The following is a 16134-nucleotide window of genomic DNA, read 5'->3' on the forward strand; positions in this document are numbered from 1 at the left end:
GGTGGAAGATGGATGTCAGACTACTTGGTTATCGTCGAATCGCCAACGAAAGCGAAGACGATCGAGCGGTACTTAGGAAAAAAATATACGGTCAAAGCTTCGATGGGACACGTTCGCGATTTGCCAAAAAGCCAGATGGGCGTTGATATAGACCGCGGCTACGCATTGAAATATATTACGATTCGCGGCAAAGGCCAGGTGATTAAGGAGCTGAAAATGGCGGCCAAAAAGGCGAAAAAAGTGTTTCTTGCCGCCGACCCGGATCGGGAAGGGGAAGCGATCGCCTGGCATTTGGCCCACATGCTCGATTTAGACATTCACTCAGACTGCCGCGTCGTTTTTCATGAAATTACAAAGGATGCCATTCAACAGTCGTTCCAGCAGCCGCGCTCCATCAACATGAATCTTGTCGACGCCCAACAGGCGCGGCGCGTGCTCGACCGCCTCGTCGGCTACAACATCAGCCCGCTCTTATGGAAAAAAGTCAAAAAAGGGTTGAGCGCCGGCCGCGTCCAATCGGTTGCGCTCCGTCTGATCATCGACCGGGAAAAAGAAATCCGCCAGTTTCAGCCGGAAGAATATTGGACGATTCAAGCGACGTTTCAAAAAGGGGATGAGGCGTTTGCGGCTTCGTTTTACGGGATGGACGGCGAAAAGCGGGAATTAAAAACGGAAGCGGACGTCAAAGCGGTGCTCGCCCGCTTGAGCGGGCCCGCGTTTACGGTGAAAACGGTGACAAAGCGGGAGCGAAAACGCAGCCCGGTGCCCCCATTTACCACATCGTCACTGCAGCAGGAGGCGGCGCGTAAGCTGAATTTCCGCACGAAAAAGACGATGATGATCGCCCAGCAGCTGTACGAAGGGATCGACCTCGGCAGCGAAGGAACGGTCGGGCTCATTACGTACATGCGCACCGATTCGACACGCATCGCCGAAACGGCGCAGCAAGAGGCGGCAGCGTACATTGAGGCCAAATTCGGCGCGGCGTACGTCAGTCAGGAGAAGCGGAAAGAAAAGAACAGCGCGAACGCCCAAGACGCCCACGAGGCGATTCGCCCGACCTCGGCGTTTCGCGATCCGGAGAACGTGAAGCCATATTTGACGCGCGACCAGTTTCGGTTGTATAAACTCATTTGGGAACGGTTTATCGCCAGCCAGATGGCGGCGGCGGTGCTCGACACAATGAGCGTCGAGCTGGAAAACAACGGCGTCGTGTTCCGCGCGAGCGGCTCGACGGTGAAGTTTCCGGGGTTTATGAAAGTGTATATTGAAGGGACGGACGATCAAGCGGAAGAGCAAGACCGGCTTCTTCCGGACTTGACGGAAGGGGAGACGGTCAAGAGCGAGGCGGTCGACCCGAAGCAGCACTTTACCCAGCCGCCGCCGCGCTATACGGAAGCGCGCCTTGTCAAAACGTTGGAGGAGCTCGGCATCGGCCGCCCATCGACCTACGCCCCGACGCTCGATACGATCCAAAAACGCAACTACGTCGTGTTGGAAAACAAACGGTTCGTCCCGACGGAGCTCGGGGAAATCGTTGTCGAGCTGATGCTAGAGTTTTTCCCGGAAATCATCGATGTCGAGTTTACGGCGAAAATGGAAAAAGAGCTGGATGGAATTGAAGAGGGAAAAGTGGAATGGATCAAAGTCGTCGATGAGTTTTACCGCGAGTTCGAGAAAAGGTTGAAAGTGGCGGAAAAAGAAATGCGCGAAGTGGAGATTAAAGACGAGCCGGCCGGGATCGACTGCGACATATGCGGCAGCCCGATGGTGTACAAAATGGGCCGCTTCGGCAAGTTTATCGCCTGCTCCAATTTTCCCGAATGCCGCCATACGAAGCCGATCGTCAAACAAATCGGCGTCAAATGCCCGAAGTGCCATGAAGGAGAGATTGTCGAGCGCAACACGAAGAAAAAGCGGATCTTTTACGGTTGCAGCCGCTTTCCGGAGTGCGATTTTGTCTCCTGGGATAAACCGCTTGCCCGCCCATGCCCGAAATGCGGCGGCCTGCTTGTCGAGAAAAAGTTAAAAAAAGGCGTGCAAGTGCAGTGCACGGCCTGCGATTATGAAGAACAGCCGGAAACATAACGGAGTGTTGAACACAATTCAGAATTTTAGAAGAAATAGTTGCGCTGCAACCAATCATATGGTACGATGTAGAGGCATTGCGGGGTGAGGCGATGAAAAATGCGACATTTGCGTTACAATTGTTCATGGAATATTTACAAATCGAGAAAAATTATTCACAATATACTATTGCGTGCTACCGGCGCGATATTGAGCAGTTTTTCCAGTTCATGAACGAAGAAGGGATCAATGAGCTTGACCAAGTCGCCTACAGCGACGTCCGCTTATATTTGACGAAACTGTATGGCCAGCATTTGGCCAGCCGTTCGGTCGCCCGTAAAATTTCCAGTTTGCGCAGCTTTTACAAATTTTTGATGCGCGAAGGGCGGGCGGCCGAAAATCCGTTTGCGCTTGCGACACTGCCGAAGAAAGAGCAAAAAATTCCTAATTTTTTATACCCGAAAGAATTAGAAGCGTTGTTTCTTGTCAATGATGAAAATACGGCCCTCGGCCAGCGCAATACGGCGCTGCTTGAGTTGTTGTACGCGACTGGTGCTCGGGTTAGTGAATGTTGTCACATACAGCTGTCTGATGTCGATTTTGTGGCGGAAACTGTGCTCATTCACGGCAAAGGAAACAAGCAGCGCTACGTTCCGTTTGGCCGTCCGGCCCGCGAAGCGCTTGAACGGTATATTCATGGGGGCCGACGCGAGCTGACCAGAAAGCTGCGGGCGGACCACCGCTATTTATTTGTCAACGCCCGAGGCAATCCGCTCACGCCTCGGGGAGTGCGCCATATTTTGGATCGGATTGTCGAAGCTGCTGCGCTGACGCAAAACATCAGCCCGCATGTGCTTCGGCATACGTTTGCGACTCATTTGCTCAACGAAGGGGCCGATCTCCGTTCGGTGCAGGAACTGCTCGGCCATGCGCATTTGTCATCGACGCAAGTGTATACACATGTAACGAAAGACCGGTTGCGACATATTTATTTGCAGGCGCATCCGCGGGCATAGCCCGCATGTAAGGAGGGGAAAGCGATGGAACGCTTTCATGCAACGACGATTTTTGCCATCCGCCATAACAGCGCAGCGGCGATGGCTGGCGACGGCCAAGTGACGTTCGGCAACGCCGTCGTGATGAAGCATACAGCGAAAAAAGTGCGGCGCCTGTTTCAAGGCAAAGTGCTAGCCGGCTTTGCCGGCTCAGTGGCGGACGCGTTTACGCTGTTTGAAATGTTTGAAGGCAAGCTGGAACAGGTCAACGGCAACTTGCCGCGCGCGGCCGTCGAGCTGGCGAAAGAGTGGCGGAGCGATAAAGTGTTGCGCCGCCTTGAGGCGATGTTGATTGTCATGGATAAGGAACATTTGCTGCTGATTTCCGGCACAGGGGAAGTGATTGAACCGGATGACGGCATGCTCGCCATCGGCTCGGGCGGTCAGTATGCGTTGGCTGCTGGGCGTGCGTTGAAGAAGTACGCCGGCGGCTCGATGACCGCCAAGGAGATTGCGAAGGCGGCGCTGGAGATCGCCGCTGACATTTGCGTTTATACGAACAGCCATATTATTGTCGAAGAGCTGTAAAAAGGAGGAGGCCGATGATGGCGGAATCGTTGACTCCACGGCAAATTGTTGAGAAGCTCGACCAGTTTATCGTCGGACAAAAAGAGGCGAAAAAGGCGGTGGCGATCGCGCTTCGCAACCGGTACCGCCGCAGTTTGCTCGATGAAAAACTGCGCGATGAAGTAATGCCGAAAAACATTTTAATGATCGGCCCGACCGGGGTCGGGAAGACGGAGATCGCCCGCCGTCTCGCGAAGCTCGTCGGCGCGCCGTTTATCAAGGTTGAGGCGACGAAATTTACGGAAGTCGGTTATGTCGGGCGCGACGTCGAATCGATGGTGCGCGATTTGGTGGAAACGTCAGTTCGGATCGTGAAAGAACGAAAAATGAATGAGGTGAAAGACCGAGCTGAACAACAGGCGAACAAGCGGCTCGTTGAACTGCTCGTTCCGGGCAAACAAAAGCAAACGATCAAAAATCCGCTCGAGCTGTTGTTTGGCGGCCAAGGGAATCCGTCGGACAACAGCTACGGCCATGAGGATGAACAAATCGAGCAAAAACGGCGTCAAGTGGCCTGGCAGCTGGCAAACGGCCAGCTCGAAAACGAGATGGTCACGATTGAAATTGAGGAGCAGACGCCAATGCTCTTTGACTTTTTGCAAGGGACGGGCATTGAGCAGATGGGCGTGAATATGCAAGACGCGCTCAGCAGCCTGATGCCGCGGCGACGCAAAAAGCGGCGCCTGAAAGTGAGTGAAGCGCGCAAGGTGCTCATCAATGAAGAAGCGCAAAAACTGATCGACATGGATGAAGTGACGCAAGAGGCGGTCCGCCTCGCCGAACAGTCGGGCATCATCTTTATCGATGAAATTGATAAAATTGCCCGCAGCGGGGCGGTGTCCGGCTCGGCCGACGTCTCGCGCGAAGGGGTGCAGCGCGACATCTTGCCGATCGTCGAAGGATCGACGGTCATGACGAAATACGGACCGGTCAAAACGGACCATATTTTGTTCATCGCCGCCGGCGCGTTTCATATGGCGAAGCCGTCCGACTTGATCCCTGAGCTGCAAGGTCGGTTTCCGATCCGCGTCGAGTTGGCGAAACTTTCGGTTGACGATTTCGTAAGTATATTGGTCGAGCCGAATAATGCGCTCATTAAACAATATCAGGCACTTTTGGCAACAGAAGGTATAAGTCTTGAATTTTCTGACGATGCTATTCGTAAGATTGCCGAAGTGGCCTTCGAAGTCAACCAGACGACTGACAACATCGGCGCGCGCCGGCTACATACGATTTTGGAAAAACTGCTTGAGGATTTGCTGTTTGAAGCGCCCGATATCGGGCTCGACAAAGTCGTCATCACGCCGCAATACGTTGAGCAAAAACTCGGCAGCATCGTCAAAAACAAAGATTTGAGCGAATTTATTTTATGAGGAGGAGATGGACTCGATGAACTTGCTAGAGAAAACACGAAAAATCAACGCCATGCTGCAGAAGGCAGCTGGGCGGCCGGTCAATTTCAAAGAGATGGCGGAAACGCTTTGCGATGTCATTGAAGCGAACGTGTTCGTCGTCAGCCGCCGCGGCAAACTGCTTGGCTTCGCCATTAAACAGTCGATTGAAAACGAACGGATGAAACGGATGCTTGAGGAGCGCCAGTTTCCGGAAGAATACACGAAAAAATTGTTCAACATTACGGAAACGTCCCCTAATATCGATATTAATAGCGAATATACGGCGTTTCCAGTGGAAAATCGTGACTTGTTCAAAACCGGTTTGACGACGATCGTTCCGATCAACGGCGGAGGCGAACGGCTCGGCACGCTTATTTTGTCGCGCCTTGATCGTGAGTTTGATAACGATGACCTGATTTTGGCCGAGTATGGCGCAACGGTCGTCGGCATGGAAATTTTGCGTGAAAAAGCGGAAGAAATCGAAGAGGAAGCGCGCAGCAAGGCGGTCGTGCAAATGGCGATCAGCTCGCTTTCTTACAGCGAACTTGAGGCGATTGAACATATTTTTGAAGAGCTTGACGGAACGGAAGGGCTGCTTGTCGCCAGCAAAATCGCCGACCGCGTCGGCATCACCCGTTCGGTGATCGTCAACGCCCTGCGCAAGCTTGAAAGCGCCGGCGTCATCGAATCGCGTTCGCTCGGCATGAAAGGAACGTACATTAAAGTATTGAATGACAAGTTTTTAAGCGAACTGGAAAAATTGAAATCAAGCTGAACGGCATAGCTGCCTAAGCCCGCTGGGTATTTTGGCCCGGCGGGTTTTTTGTTGTTGACAAACATCTTTGGCATCGTTTTTCTGTCATGGCATCTTCGAAAAATAGTACCAAGTTCCGTCTATACATTAGGTTTTCTTTCCTGTAAAATGAAAATTAGCAGAAACTGTCGAAAAATAGGAGAAAAGAGGGGATTCCATTGGCGCTCTTTTCAGCGACGATCGGTTGGCTTGAACAAGGGCTTCGCTACGCTGCGCTTCGCCAACAGGCGATCGCCGACAACATCGCCAACGCCGATACGCCGGGCTATAAGGCGAAAGATGTGCGCTTTCAGGCGGAGCTTGACCGGGCGCTTGCCCTTGAGGCCAAACGGACGGATCCGCGCCATTTTCCGTTTCGAAACGAACAGAATGGAAAAATTGTCGTGACGACCAATGCCAGCATCAGTTACAATCATAATGGAAACAGTGTCGATATCGACCAAGAAATGTCGAAATTGGCAGGAAACCAAATTTATTATAACGCTCTGATTGAGCGGTTAAACGGCAAATTCAATACGCTAAAGACGGTGATCAAAGGAGGAAAATAGGCTGTGTCCGTGTTTCAAAGCTTAAACATTTCGGCGTCGGCGCTCACCGCTCAGCGGCTGCGCATGGACGTGATTTCTTCCAACATCGCCAACGCTGATACGACGCGGGCCCGCTTCGTCAATGGCGAATGGGAGCCGTACCGACGCAAAATGGTCATCATCGAACCGCAGAGCGGGGCGTTTTCGGGCTATTTGCAGGCCGCCCTCGGACGTGCTGAAGCTGTCGGCAACGGCGTTCGGGTGCACGAAATTGCTGACGATCCGGCTCCGTTTAAACTCGTCTACGACCCGGACCATCCGGATGCGGGCGCAGATGGCTACGTTCGCCTGCCAAACGTCGAACCGCTCAAAGAAATGGTCGATTTGATCGGTGCGACGCGCTCGTATGAGGCGAATGTCACCGCGCTGAACGCTTCAAAAGGGATGCTCATGAAGGCGCTTGAAATCGGGAAATAAGCCGAAGAGGAGGAATGACAAATGGTTGATGGAGTGAGCCGCATCGGGCTGGCGCCGGCGGCCGCCGCTTCAAGCCCGGTGAAGCCGGCAGCGGTGCAAAAGCAGTTCGCCTCCTTTTTCAAAGAAGCGCTCAACAATGTCAATAACGCACAAATCGAGGCAGATGCGCTGACAGAAAAGCTTGTCCGTGGGGAAAACGTCCAATTGCATGATGTGATGATCGCGTCGCAAAAGGCAAGCATCGCGCTGCAACTGACGATCGAAATCCGTAACAAAGCGGTTGAGGCGTACCAGGAAATGATGCGCATGCCGTTGTAGACAGCAAGGGACGATACATACAGAGCCCGCCATGGCCGAACGGTGGCCGCGGCGGCTGTATGGCTGGATGATCGGGGGAATCGTATGAGCAACAAGTGGAAAGAGTGGTGGGGCCGGGCCCGTTTGTTTTGGCAAGAGCGGACGAAAAAACAGAAATGGCTTGCCGCCGGAGGCGCGGCTACGGTCCTTTTGATCCTTGGCCTCGGTATTTTTTTCGCCTTCAGGACGGAAATGGTGCCTCTATACAGCGATTTGACGCCGCAAGAAGCCGGACAAATCAAGGCGACGCTGGATCAGCGCGGTGTTCCCGCCGAAGTGACGGATGGCGGCACGACAATTAAAGTGCCGAAAGAGCAAGTGGATGCGCTGAAAGTCGAGCTGGCCGCCGAGGGCATTCCGAACAGCGGGGTTATTGATTATTCGTTTTTCGGCCAAAACGCGAGCTTCGGCATGACCGACAACGAGTTTAATATGGTGAAACTGAAGGCGATGCAAACGGAGCTCGCCAACTTAATCAAAACGATCGACGGCGTCGAGGACGCGAAAGTGATGATTAATCTTCCGCAGCCGAGCGTATTCGTTTCCGATGAAAAGGGGGAAGCCTCGGCTTCGATCGTGCTGAAGACGAAGCCGGGCTATGAATTCAGCGACGAGCAAATTCGGGCTTTGTATCATCTCGTCGCCAAAAGTGTTCCCCACCTCTCTACAGATAATATCGTCATTATGAACCAGTTTTTTGAGTATTTCGATTTGAAAAATGAAAACAAAAATTCGACAGCGGCGGCATTCACTGAGCAGCAACAGATCAAACGACAAATCGAACGCGACATTCAACGGCAAGTCCAGCGAATGCTCGGCACGATGATGGGGCAGGACAAAGTCGTTGTCTCGGTGACGGCCGACATCGACTTTACACAGGAAAAGCGAGAGGAGCAGTTGGTCGCTCCGGTGGACGAAAAGAACAATGAAGGCATTGCCGTCAGCGTCCAGCGCATTAAAGAGACGTACTCGGGAAGCGGTGCGCCGCCGGGCGGCACGGCCGGAACGGGGACGAATGAAGTGCCGGGCTACCAAGGAGCAAACGGCGGAACGAACGGAAACTATGAGCGGACCGAAGAAACGATCAACAATGAGGTCAACAAAATTAAAAAACAAATCGTAGAAAGCCCGTATAAAATTCGCGATCTAGGCATTCAAGTGATGGTCGAGCCGCCAAATCCGGATGATCCGAATTCATTGCCGACGGAAACGGTCAATGACATTCAAAAACTATTAGGGACGATTGTCCGGACGTCGATTGACAAAGAAGAAGCGCAGGCGCTGACCGACCAGGATGTCAATAGCCGCGTCGTCGTCTCGGTGCAAAAGCTCAACGGCAAACCGGCATTCACCGAACCGGCGCCGGTTCAGCCGGCGTGGCGGTGGTACGCGGCCGGCGGAGGCGCGCTATTGCTCATTGCCCTACTGCTCTTCTTCTGGCTGCGCCGCCGCCGTGAAGATGAAGAAGAAGAAGAGGAGGAGGAGCTCGCATTCGCCCCGCCGCTTCCGGTCGAGCCGGATTTGCCGGAGCCGCCGGAGACGGAGGCGGTGCTGCGCCGTCGGCAGCTGGAGCGGTTGGCGAAAGAAAAACCGGATGAGTTTGCCAAACTATTGAAAACATGGCTATCGGAAGAGTAGGAGGAGCGGCGTATGGCAAAACGCGATCGGAAAGGCGGGCTGACGGGCAGGCAAAAGGCAGCCATTTTGCTCATTTCCCTCGGCCCGGACGTATCGGCCTCCATCTATAAACATTTATCCGAAGAAGACATTGAAAAGCTGACGCTCGAAATTTCCAACGTCCGCCAAGTGGCGGCCGAGCAAAAAGAGGAAGTGCTTGAGGAATTCCGGCAGCTCGCTTTGGCGCAGGATTACATCGCCCAAGGCGGCATCGCCTACGCGAAAGAAGTGTTGGAAAAAGCGCTCGGCCCGGACAAGGCGATGAACATTATCAACCGTCTGACATCAGCGCTTATGGTGCGGCCGTTTGATTTCGCCCGCAAAGCCGACCCGATGCAGCTGTTAAACTTTATTCAGCATGAGCATCCGCAAACGATCGCTCTCATTCTTTCGTATTTAGACCCGGCGCAGGCGGGGCAGATTTTATCAGCGCTGCCGCAAGAGATGCAGGCCGATGTGGCCAGGCGCATCGCGCTTATGGACAGCACGTCGCCGGAGATCATTAGCGAAGTCGAGCAAATTTTGGAGCGGCGGCTGTCGGCGACAGTGATGCAAGATTACACGCAAACCGGCGGCATTGAGGCGGTCGTCGAAGTGCTGAACCAAGTCGACCGAAGCACGGAGCGGACGATTTTAGAGGCTTTGGAAATTCAAGACCCCGAGCTTGCGGAAGAAATTAAAAAGCGGATGTTTGTGTTTGAAGACATCGTTACGCTCGACAATCGCGCCATTCAACGCGTCATCCGCGAAGTGGATAACAATGACCTTATGCTGGCGCTTAAGGTGGCGAGTGATGAAGTGAAAGAAATTGTCTTCCGCAACATGTCAACAAGAATGGCCGAGACGTTCAAAGAAGAAATGGAATATATGGGCCCGGTCCGGCTGCGTGATGTGGAAGAAGCGCAATCGCGCATTGTCGCCATTATCCGCCGTCTCGAGGAAGCCGGGGAAATCGTCATCGCCCGCGGGGGAGGAGATGATATTATTGTCTAGCGTCATTAAAGCGCCGGCATTGGCCGGGCGCGCCGGCAAAAAGACGATCGCTGTGCAGCGCTGCATTTTCGATGTTCCGCCTTCGAACGAGGATCGGCAAAAGGAAATCGAGGCGATTTCCGCCGCCAAAGAAGAGGCGGCCGCGCTTCGCCGCCAAGCCGAGCAATATTGCGAGACGGTGCGCGAACAGCTGGCCCGTGAACGGGAGCAATGGGAGCACGAGAAAGACCGGCTTAGGCAGGAAGCGCGCGCCCAAGGGTACGAAGACGGCTACGCCGCCGGGCGCGAGGCGGCGCTTCGCGAACACCGCGAATGGATCGACCAAGCCCGCCGCTTGGCGGAGCGGATGAATCACGAATTTTATGCGAAGGTCGAGGCGGCGGATGAGATGATGCTCGAAGTGGCGCTGAAAGCGGCGGAACGCATCATCGGCGCCACGCTCGAGCGAGACCGGAGCGCGTTTTTGCCGCTTGTGCGCCAAGTGCTGCAGGAAGTGCGGCGACAAACGGAAGTGTCCGTTTACGTGCATCCGGGTTGTTATGAGACGGTAGCCGAACAGCAAGAATTGTTGAAATCGCTATTTCCGCACCGTGTCGATTTGTTCATCTATCCGGATGAGGCGTTGCCGGAATACGGTTGTCTCGTGGAAACGCCGTTCGGCCGCATCGATGCCAGCGTAGACATGCAACTTGAACGGCTGCGCGAAGCGCTCTACAGACGGCTGAAGGAGGGAATGTCCTCTGAACTGGCAGGCGCTTCTTGAGGACATCGCCACCGTCGATTTGTACAAACGATTCGGCAAAGTATCGCGCGTCGTTGGGCTCATGACCGAATCGAAAGGTCCGGGCAGCTCGATCGGCGACCTTTGCTACATTCATGAAACGAGTGGCCGGAAAATTCCGGCGGAAGTCGTCGGCTTTCACGAGCACCACGTCTTGCTCATGCCGTTTTCCGCCATGACGCATATCGCCCCCGGCTGTTTGGTGGAAGCGACCGGCAAGCCGCTCGAAGTGTATGTGGGCGATGCGCTCATCGGCATGGTTCTTGATCCGCTCGGCCAACCGTTGGACGGTGCCCCACTGCCGCCCGGGCTGAAGCCTGTGTCGGTCGACCGCGATCCGCCCAATCCGCTCACCCGGCCGCCGATCGCCGAGCCGATTGAAGTCGGCGTGCGCGTCATCGACAGTCTGCTGGCGGTCGGGAAAGGGCAACGGGTCGGCATTTTTGCTGGTTCCGGCGTCGGCAAGAGCACGCTCATGGGAATGATCGCCCGCCGCACATCGGCTGACGTGAACGTTATCGCCTTAATCGGCGAGCGGGGGCGCGAAGTGCGCGAATTTTTAGAGCGCGATCTTGGGCCGGAAGGATTGGCCCGTTCCGTCGTCGTTGTCGCCACCTCGGACCAACCGGCGCTCATGCGTGTCAAAGGGGCGTACACCGCGACAGCGATCGCCGAATATTTCCGCGACCAAGGGGCGGATGTCATGCTGATGATGGATTCGGTCACCCGCGTCGCGATGGCGCAGCGGGAGATCGGGTTGGCTGTCGGCGAGCCGCCGACTACAAAGGGCTATACCCCGTCGGTATTCGCCTTGCTCCCGAAGCTGCTCGAGCGGGCCGGGACGAGCGACTCAGGCACCATTACCGCGTTTTATACGGTGCTCGTTGACGGCGACGATATGAACGAGCCGATTGCCGATGCGGTGCGCGGCATTTTGGACGGCCATTTTGTGTTGGAACGCCAGCTCGCGAATAAAGGCCAGTACCCGGCCATTAACGTGCTGAAAAGCGTCAGCCGCGTCATGCCTCATATTATCAGCGCTGAGCACCGCGAAGCAGCGAACCGTTTCCGCCGTCTCCTTTCCACTTATATCGATTCGGAGGATTTGATTCAAATAGGGGCGTACAAGCGGGGGGCATCGCGAGAAATTGATGAGGCGATTGAACGTTATCCGCAAATGATGGCGTTTTGCCGCCAAGAAATAGAGGAAAAGGCGACGCGCGCCGAAAGCATTGATGCCCTTTTCCGTCTCATTTCGCCGCCATGACGGGGGCACAGCGTTAAGAGGGGGAAGGGTGATCCACAATGATGTCGACATTTCGGCTGCAAAAACTATGGACGATGAAGGAAAAAGAAAAGCAAGCAGCGCTGGCTGAATACGAAGAAGCGGTGCACAAGTTTGAGCAGGCGGCCGAGGCGCTGTACAAGTTGCTCAAGGAAAAAGAACGATGCGAGGCGGAAAGGGACAGGCGGCTGCAAGATGGCCTCGCTGTCGGGGCCATTCGCCATACGCTGCAGTATCTCGCCAGTTTGCAACAAACCATTGATCACTATCAGCTCATCGTCATGCGGGCGCGCGAGCAAATGCAGTGCCGGCACCAGCGCCTCATTGAGCTCAATATTGAAGTGAAAAAGTATGAGAAAATGCAGGAGCGCGTGCGGCGGTGGACAGAGCAGCGCGAAAAAGAGGCCGAAAGCCGTTTGCTCGATGAAATAGCCGTTCAGCGCTTTGTGCGGCAAGGAGAGTTATAGATGGCGGGCAGCAAACTTCAGCAGGAAGAAACGGCAAGCCGGTGGCAATGGATGTTGTTCGTCGTTGTCGTCCCGAGCCTCTTTGCGGCTTTCTTCCTCTTGCTGATTGCAAAGGCGGCCGGCATTGATGCGGTGAAGGCGAAACAATGGGTGGACAGCGTGCCATTCGTCGCCGAATGGTTTGATTGGAAGAAGAAAGAAAAGACGCTGGCCAACACGATCGAGACGCAACAGCAGACGATCAAGCGGCAAAACCAAACGATCGCCAAGCAAAAAAAGTAAATTGAGCAGCTAAAAAGCGAATTGGCGGCAAAAGACGAGGAAATTGCCCGGCTGTCGACGCAGCAACAGCTGCCGACCCAGCAGGAAAAAGGCGGCGGACAAGCGTCTGCGGTGGATGTCATCAGCATGTACGACGCCATGTCAGACAAGCAGGCCGCGGCTATTTTAGCCAAGCTGCCGGAGGATGAAGCGCTTGAGGTGCTGAGCCGGCTCGATAGCGACAAAGCCGCGGCTATTTTAGAACAAATGCCGGCCGAGCAGGCGGCGAACTTGCTTTCGTCATTGCATAAATGGGCAGGGAGAGAGGAGGGGGCTGAATGAAAGTGATGATCGCAGCAGTTGCACCGCAGCCAACGGGCGTGGAGCTGACAGCGAGAAAAGAGACAGCGGCTTCCAGCGCATTTGCGGCATTATTGGCGCAAAAGCAAACCGGGAAGCTGCCGGTTGAGGAGGGGATTGAACGGTCATCCCAGCCGGAAGGAAAGAAGCCGCGAATAACAGACGAATGGACAGAGCCGTTATGGCTGGCCGCTTCAGCTATGCACGTTGGCGCTGCCAACGTTTTAAACGCCCCTCCGGCGGCTGCATACAATGATGGTGAAGCCTTGGCGGCTGATGGGGAAAGCGGAAGAGTTAACCAAGAAGGGGCTGGTGCAAAAGCGCTGGCAGCCGTTCCGTCTTTTTGGCTACAGACGGATGAAAATAGCGGGTTGGACAAAGCTGCTTGGCTGGAACAACAGGCCAAAGAAATGAACGGGCGTTTCGATGGCGAACACCAGCCGCCTTTCTCACAAATTTTGCCGCGAACCGAGGGAGCTAGAAAGGAAATGGCGGTGCATTCCAACGGTGAAAGCAGCTGGCTGGCGCCGCGAGTTTTATCTTCGATGTACGGGCCAGCCTCTTTACGGCAGCAGGAGGACGCTCGCCAGCTGCATAGTGTGCTCGTTTCGACAAACCTTGCCTCTTTGATTCCATTCGTCCCTGGCGGCCATGAGGCGGGGACGGTGGAAGCAGGGAAGGAAAGTTCGTTTGTCGAGCAAGTAGCCCGTGCATGGCAATTCGGCCGATGGGTGAAGCTGCCAAACGGCGTTATGCAGCTTGTTATTCGCCTTCATCCGGAACATCTTGGAACGGTGACGGTGAAAATGGCGCAAGAAGGCGGAAAATTGACCGCCCGGCTGCTTGTGGCGACCGATGCGGCGGAAGAGTTGATCCGCAACCACTTGCCGCAGCTTGCTCAGCAGCTTGATGCGAGTTCCATCACGGTCGAAAAATGGACCGTTTGGTCGGATTATGACAGCTCCGCGATGCCGCCGTATTCCGGGAATCGCCAAGGAGGGCAGCAGCAGGGCGAATCGCGGCAAAAACAAAAGCGGGAGCCATCATCTTCCTTCCCGTTAGCGCTAGACGGGATCGAAGCTGACGCATAAGGGGGAAAAAGAACGAGGATGACAACGAATGTGATTGATGGAAGCTTATGGATGGCAAACGCGGTTCAGCCGGAACGGAAAACGGGTAATCAAATTTTAGGAAAAGACGACTTTCTCAAAATTTTGCTCGCCCAGCTCGAAAACCAAGATCCGCTCAATCCGATGGAAGATAAAGACTTTATCGCGCAAATGGCGAGCTTCTCCTCGCTTGAGCAAATGATGAACATCGCCAATTTGATGCAGCAATGGATGCAAGCGTCAAGCCGCGATGCGCTTTTGCGCTATAGCGAATGGATCGGCAAAACGGTGCACTGGCAAGAAGGCGATGCAACGATGAGCGCGGTTGTCAAATCGGTGACGCAAAAAGACGGGAACATTGTTCTCGGGCTCGATAACGGATCGACGATTGCCGCTGACGCGGTGATGACAGTCGAACAACACGAATAAGAGGGGAGAGGGATCGAATGCTTCGTTCGATGTATTCCGGCATTGGCGCCATGCGCAATTTCCAAACAAAACTTGACGTTATCGGCAACAATATCGCCAACGTCAATACGTACGGGTTTAAAAAAGGACGAACGATCTTTAAAGATTTAATGAGCCAAACGATTTCCGGAGCGGGAGGGCCGAACGCTGGCCGCGGCGGCACGAATCCGAAGCAAGTTGGGCTTGGCTCGCAGTTGGCTGCCATCGACACCGTCCATACGCAAGGAAGCTTGCAAACGACCGGCCGCGTGCTTGATTTGGCCATTTCCGGCGACGGGTTTTTCGTCGTCGGCGACGCTTCCGGCAACAATCGCATGTATACGAGAGCCGGGAATTTTTATCTCGATTCGCAAGGCTATATTGTCAATGCCGATGGCCAATATTTGCTCGGTGTTGGAAATAGCCGCCTTCAAATTCCGACACATGCGAAAAGCTTGAGCATCGGGGCGGACGGCAAAGTGACCATTGTGGATGCTTCTGGGAATTTACAGCTGATAGGCACGATTCAGCTGGCCAAATTTGCAAACAATGACGGATTAGAAAAAGCCGGCAACAACTTGTTCCGCGAAACGACCAACTCCGGCGCGCCAACGACAGGGGCGCCGGGAGCGAACGGAACAGGAACCATCGTCTCCGGCGCGCTTGAGATGTCCAACGTCGACCTTGCTGAGGAGTTTACGGAAATGATCGTCGCCCAGCGCGGTTTTCAGGCAAACACGCGCATCATTACGACATCGGATGAAATTTTGCAAGAACTTGTCAACTTGAAAAAGTAGAATAGGAGGTAGGGCGTCAGCTGTTGTTGGACGCTGATGCCCGCTTGCCGATGATTCCGCTGACGAAGCTCAACGGCAAACGGTTTGTGCTCAATGCGTTGTACATCGAACAAATCGAGGCATTTCCCGACACGACCGTGACGCTGACGAACGGAAAAAAATTCGTCGTGCGCGAGACGGTCGAACAAGTCGCGGCGTTGGCGAGCGAATTTTACCGGCAAATTGGCGCGTTTCGCTTGCCGGAAGCAGGAGGATTGAACCGTGAAAGGGAATAAAGTACTCAAAACGATGGTCATCGTGCTAGCGGTCATTGCCTTGTCCGGCACGGCGGCGCTTGTTGCCGTTATGAACCTGACCGGCAAAGAAAAACAGGAGGCGCCAAGCGCCGATGAACTGGCGGACAGTTCGATCGACATTCCGGAAATGACAACGAATTTGGCGGACGGCCGTTATATTAAAATCTCCTTTAAAATTCAAACCGACAGCGACAAAGGAAAAGAAGAAGTGGAGAAGCGTGATTTCCAGATTAAGGATGCAATCATCGAACAGCTCTCGGAAATGAAAGCGGCCGACTTTAAAGGAAAAGAAGGAATGGCGGCGTTGAAAGAGCAGCTGAAACAACAGATTAATGCGTTAATGCAGGAAGGGAAAGTGGAGAACGTCTACATTACCTCCTTTATCCTCCAGTAGCCTGCCATC

General features: G+C 54.2%; 20 protein-coding genes. All 20 read left to right on the forward strand.

Annotated elements, in window-relative coordinates:
- Window positions 1-12 precede the first annotated feature (12 nt).
- The 20 genes from topA (at window position 13) to fliL (ending at window position 16125) form a co-directional block, all read left to right on the forward strand.
- On the forward strand, window positions 13-2088 hold the full coding sequence (gene topA / locus QSJ10_RS05450) for a type I DNA topoisomerase (protein WP_033016014.1): 2076 nt from the start codon (window positions 13-15) through the stop codon (window positions 2086-2088).
- A 92-nt stretch (window positions 2089-2180) separates the two neighbouring features.
- Complete coding sequence (gene xerC / locus QSJ10_RS05455) at window positions 2181-3083, forward strand: tyrosine recombinase XerC (protein WP_033016013.1); 903 nt, start codon at window positions 2181-2183, stop codon at window positions 3081-3083.
- Window positions 3084-3107: 24 nt separating this feature from the next.
- Complete coding sequence (gene hslV, locus QSJ10_RS05460; protein WP_033016012.1) at window positions 3108-3650, forward strand: ATP-dependent protease subunit HslV; 543 nt, start codon at window positions 3108-3110, stop codon at window positions 3648-3650.
- 17 nt (window positions 3651-3667) lie between these two features.
- Entirely contained in the window at window positions 3668-5062 is a 1395-nt protein-coding gene (gene hslU / locus QSJ10_RS05465; RefSeq protein ID WP_033008184.1) for an ATP-dependent protease ATPase subunit HslU, read from the forward strand.
- A gap of 16 nt (window positions 5063-5078) precedes the next feature.
- A complete protein-coding gene (gene codY, locus QSJ10_RS05470) occupies window positions 5079-5858 on the forward strand; it encodes a GTP-sensing pleiotropic transcriptional regulator CodY (RefSeq protein WP_033016011.1) in 780 nt (259 codons plus the stop codon).
- 197 nt (window positions 5859-6055) lie between these two features.
- Window positions 6056-6445: a flagellar basal body rod protein FlgB gene (gene flgB / locus QSJ10_RS05475; RefSeq protein WP_033016010.1), complete on the forward strand. Its 390-nt coding sequence runs from the start codon at window positions 6056-6058 to the stop codon at window positions 6443-6445.
- A gap of 3 nt (window positions 6446-6448) precedes the next feature.
- Window positions 6449-6901: a flagellar basal body rod protein FlgC gene (gene flgC, locus QSJ10_RS05480; protein WP_049624594.1), complete on the forward strand. Its 453-nt coding sequence runs from the start codon at window positions 6449-6451 to the stop codon at window positions 6899-6901.
- A 21-nt stretch (window positions 6902-6922) separates the two neighbouring features.
- Window positions 6923-7219, forward strand: coding sequence for a flagellar hook-basal body complex protein FliE (fliE, locus tag QSJ10_RS05485; RefSeq protein ID WP_033016005.1), 297 nt, complete (start codon window positions 6923-6925; stop codon window positions 7217-7219).
- An 84-nt stretch (window positions 7220-7303) separates the two neighbouring features.
- Window positions 7304-8896 carry a flagellar basal-body MS-ring/collar protein FliF gene (gene fliF, locus QSJ10_RS05490; RefSeq protein ID WP_064213362.1) on the forward strand — a complete coding sequence of 531 codons (1593 nt, stop codon included), beginning with the start codon at window positions 7304-7306 and terminating at the stop codon, window positions 8894-8896.
- 12 nt (window positions 8897-8908) lie between these two features.
- Window positions 8909-9928, forward strand: a complete 1020-nt coding sequence (gene fliG / locus QSJ10_RS05495; RefSeq protein WP_053532429.1) for a flagellar motor switch protein FliG — start codon at window positions 8909-8911, stop codon at window positions 9926-9928.
- Entirely contained in the window at window positions 9912-10691 is a 780-nt protein-coding gene (gene fliH / locus QSJ10_RS05500; RefSeq protein WP_053532430.1) for a flagellar assembly protein FliH, read from the forward strand. Before fliG ends, fliH begins: the two co-directional genes overlap by 17 nt.
- Window positions 10692-10710: 19 nt before the next feature.
- A complete protein-coding gene (gene fliI, locus QSJ10_RS05505) occupies window positions 10711-11976 on the forward strand; it encodes a flagellar protein export ATPase FliI (protein WP_033016001.1) in 1266 nt (421 codons plus the stop codon).
- Window positions 11977-12014: 38 nt separating this feature from the next.
- Window positions 12015-12461: a flagellar export protein FliJ gene (fliJ, locus tag QSJ10_RS05510; protein WP_033015998.1), complete on the forward strand. Its 447-nt coding sequence runs from the start codon at window positions 12015-12017 to the stop codon at window positions 12459-12461.
- Entirely contained in the window at window positions 12462-12743 is a 282-nt protein-coding gene (locus QSJ10_RS05515; RefSeq protein ID WP_230581359.1) for a hypothetical protein, read from the forward strand. It abuts the gene before it with no gap.
- Window positions 12744-12764: 21 nt separating this feature from the next.
- Window positions 12765-13064: a magnesium transporter MgtE N-terminal domain-containing protein gene (locus QSJ10_RS05520; protein WP_230581358.1), complete on the forward strand. Its 300-nt coding sequence runs from the start codon at window positions 12765-12767 to the stop codon at window positions 13062-13064.
- Window positions 13061-14173 carry a flagellar hook-length control protein FliK gene (locus QSJ10_RS05525; RefSeq protein WP_033015991.1) on the forward strand — a complete coding sequence of 371 codons (1113 nt, stop codon included), beginning with the start codon at window positions 13061-13063 and terminating at the stop codon, window positions 14171-14173. Before QSJ10_RS05520 ends, QSJ10_RS05525 begins: the two co-directional genes overlap by 4 nt.
- Before the next feature lie 18 nt (window positions 14174-14191).
- On the forward strand, window positions 14192-14620 hold the full coding sequence (flgD, locus tag QSJ10_RS05530; RefSeq protein ID WP_053532431.1) for a flagellar hook assembly protein FlgD: 429 nt from the start codon (window positions 14192-14194) through the stop codon (window positions 14618-14620).
- 17 nt (window positions 14621-14637) lie between these two features.
- Window positions 14638-15435, forward strand: coding sequence for a flagellar basal body rod protein FlgG (flgG, locus tag QSJ10_RS05535; RefSeq protein ID WP_053532432.1), 798 nt, complete (start codon window positions 14638-14640; stop codon window positions 15433-15435).
- Between the two features lie 50 nt (window positions 15436-15485).
- Complete coding sequence (locus QSJ10_RS05540) at window positions 15486-15710, forward strand: flagellar FlbD family protein (RefSeq protein WP_033016021.1); 225 nt, start codon at window positions 15486-15488, stop codon at window positions 15708-15710.
- Entirely contained in the window at window positions 15697-16125 is a 429-nt protein-coding gene (gene fliL, locus QSJ10_RS05545; protein ID WP_053532433.1) for a flagellar basal body-associated protein FliL, read from the forward strand. The genes QSJ10_RS05540 and fliL overlap by 14 nt, the downstream gene beginning before the upstream one ends.
- The last annotated feature ends 9 nt before the right edge of the window (window positions 16126-16134 follow it).

The organism is Geobacillus stearothermophilus ATCC 12980 (genome assembly GCF_030369615.1).
In the GTDB taxonomy this organism is placed as follows: domain Bacteria; phylum Bacillota; class Bacilli; order Bacillales; family Anoxybacillaceae; genus Geobacillus; species Geobacillus stearothermophilus.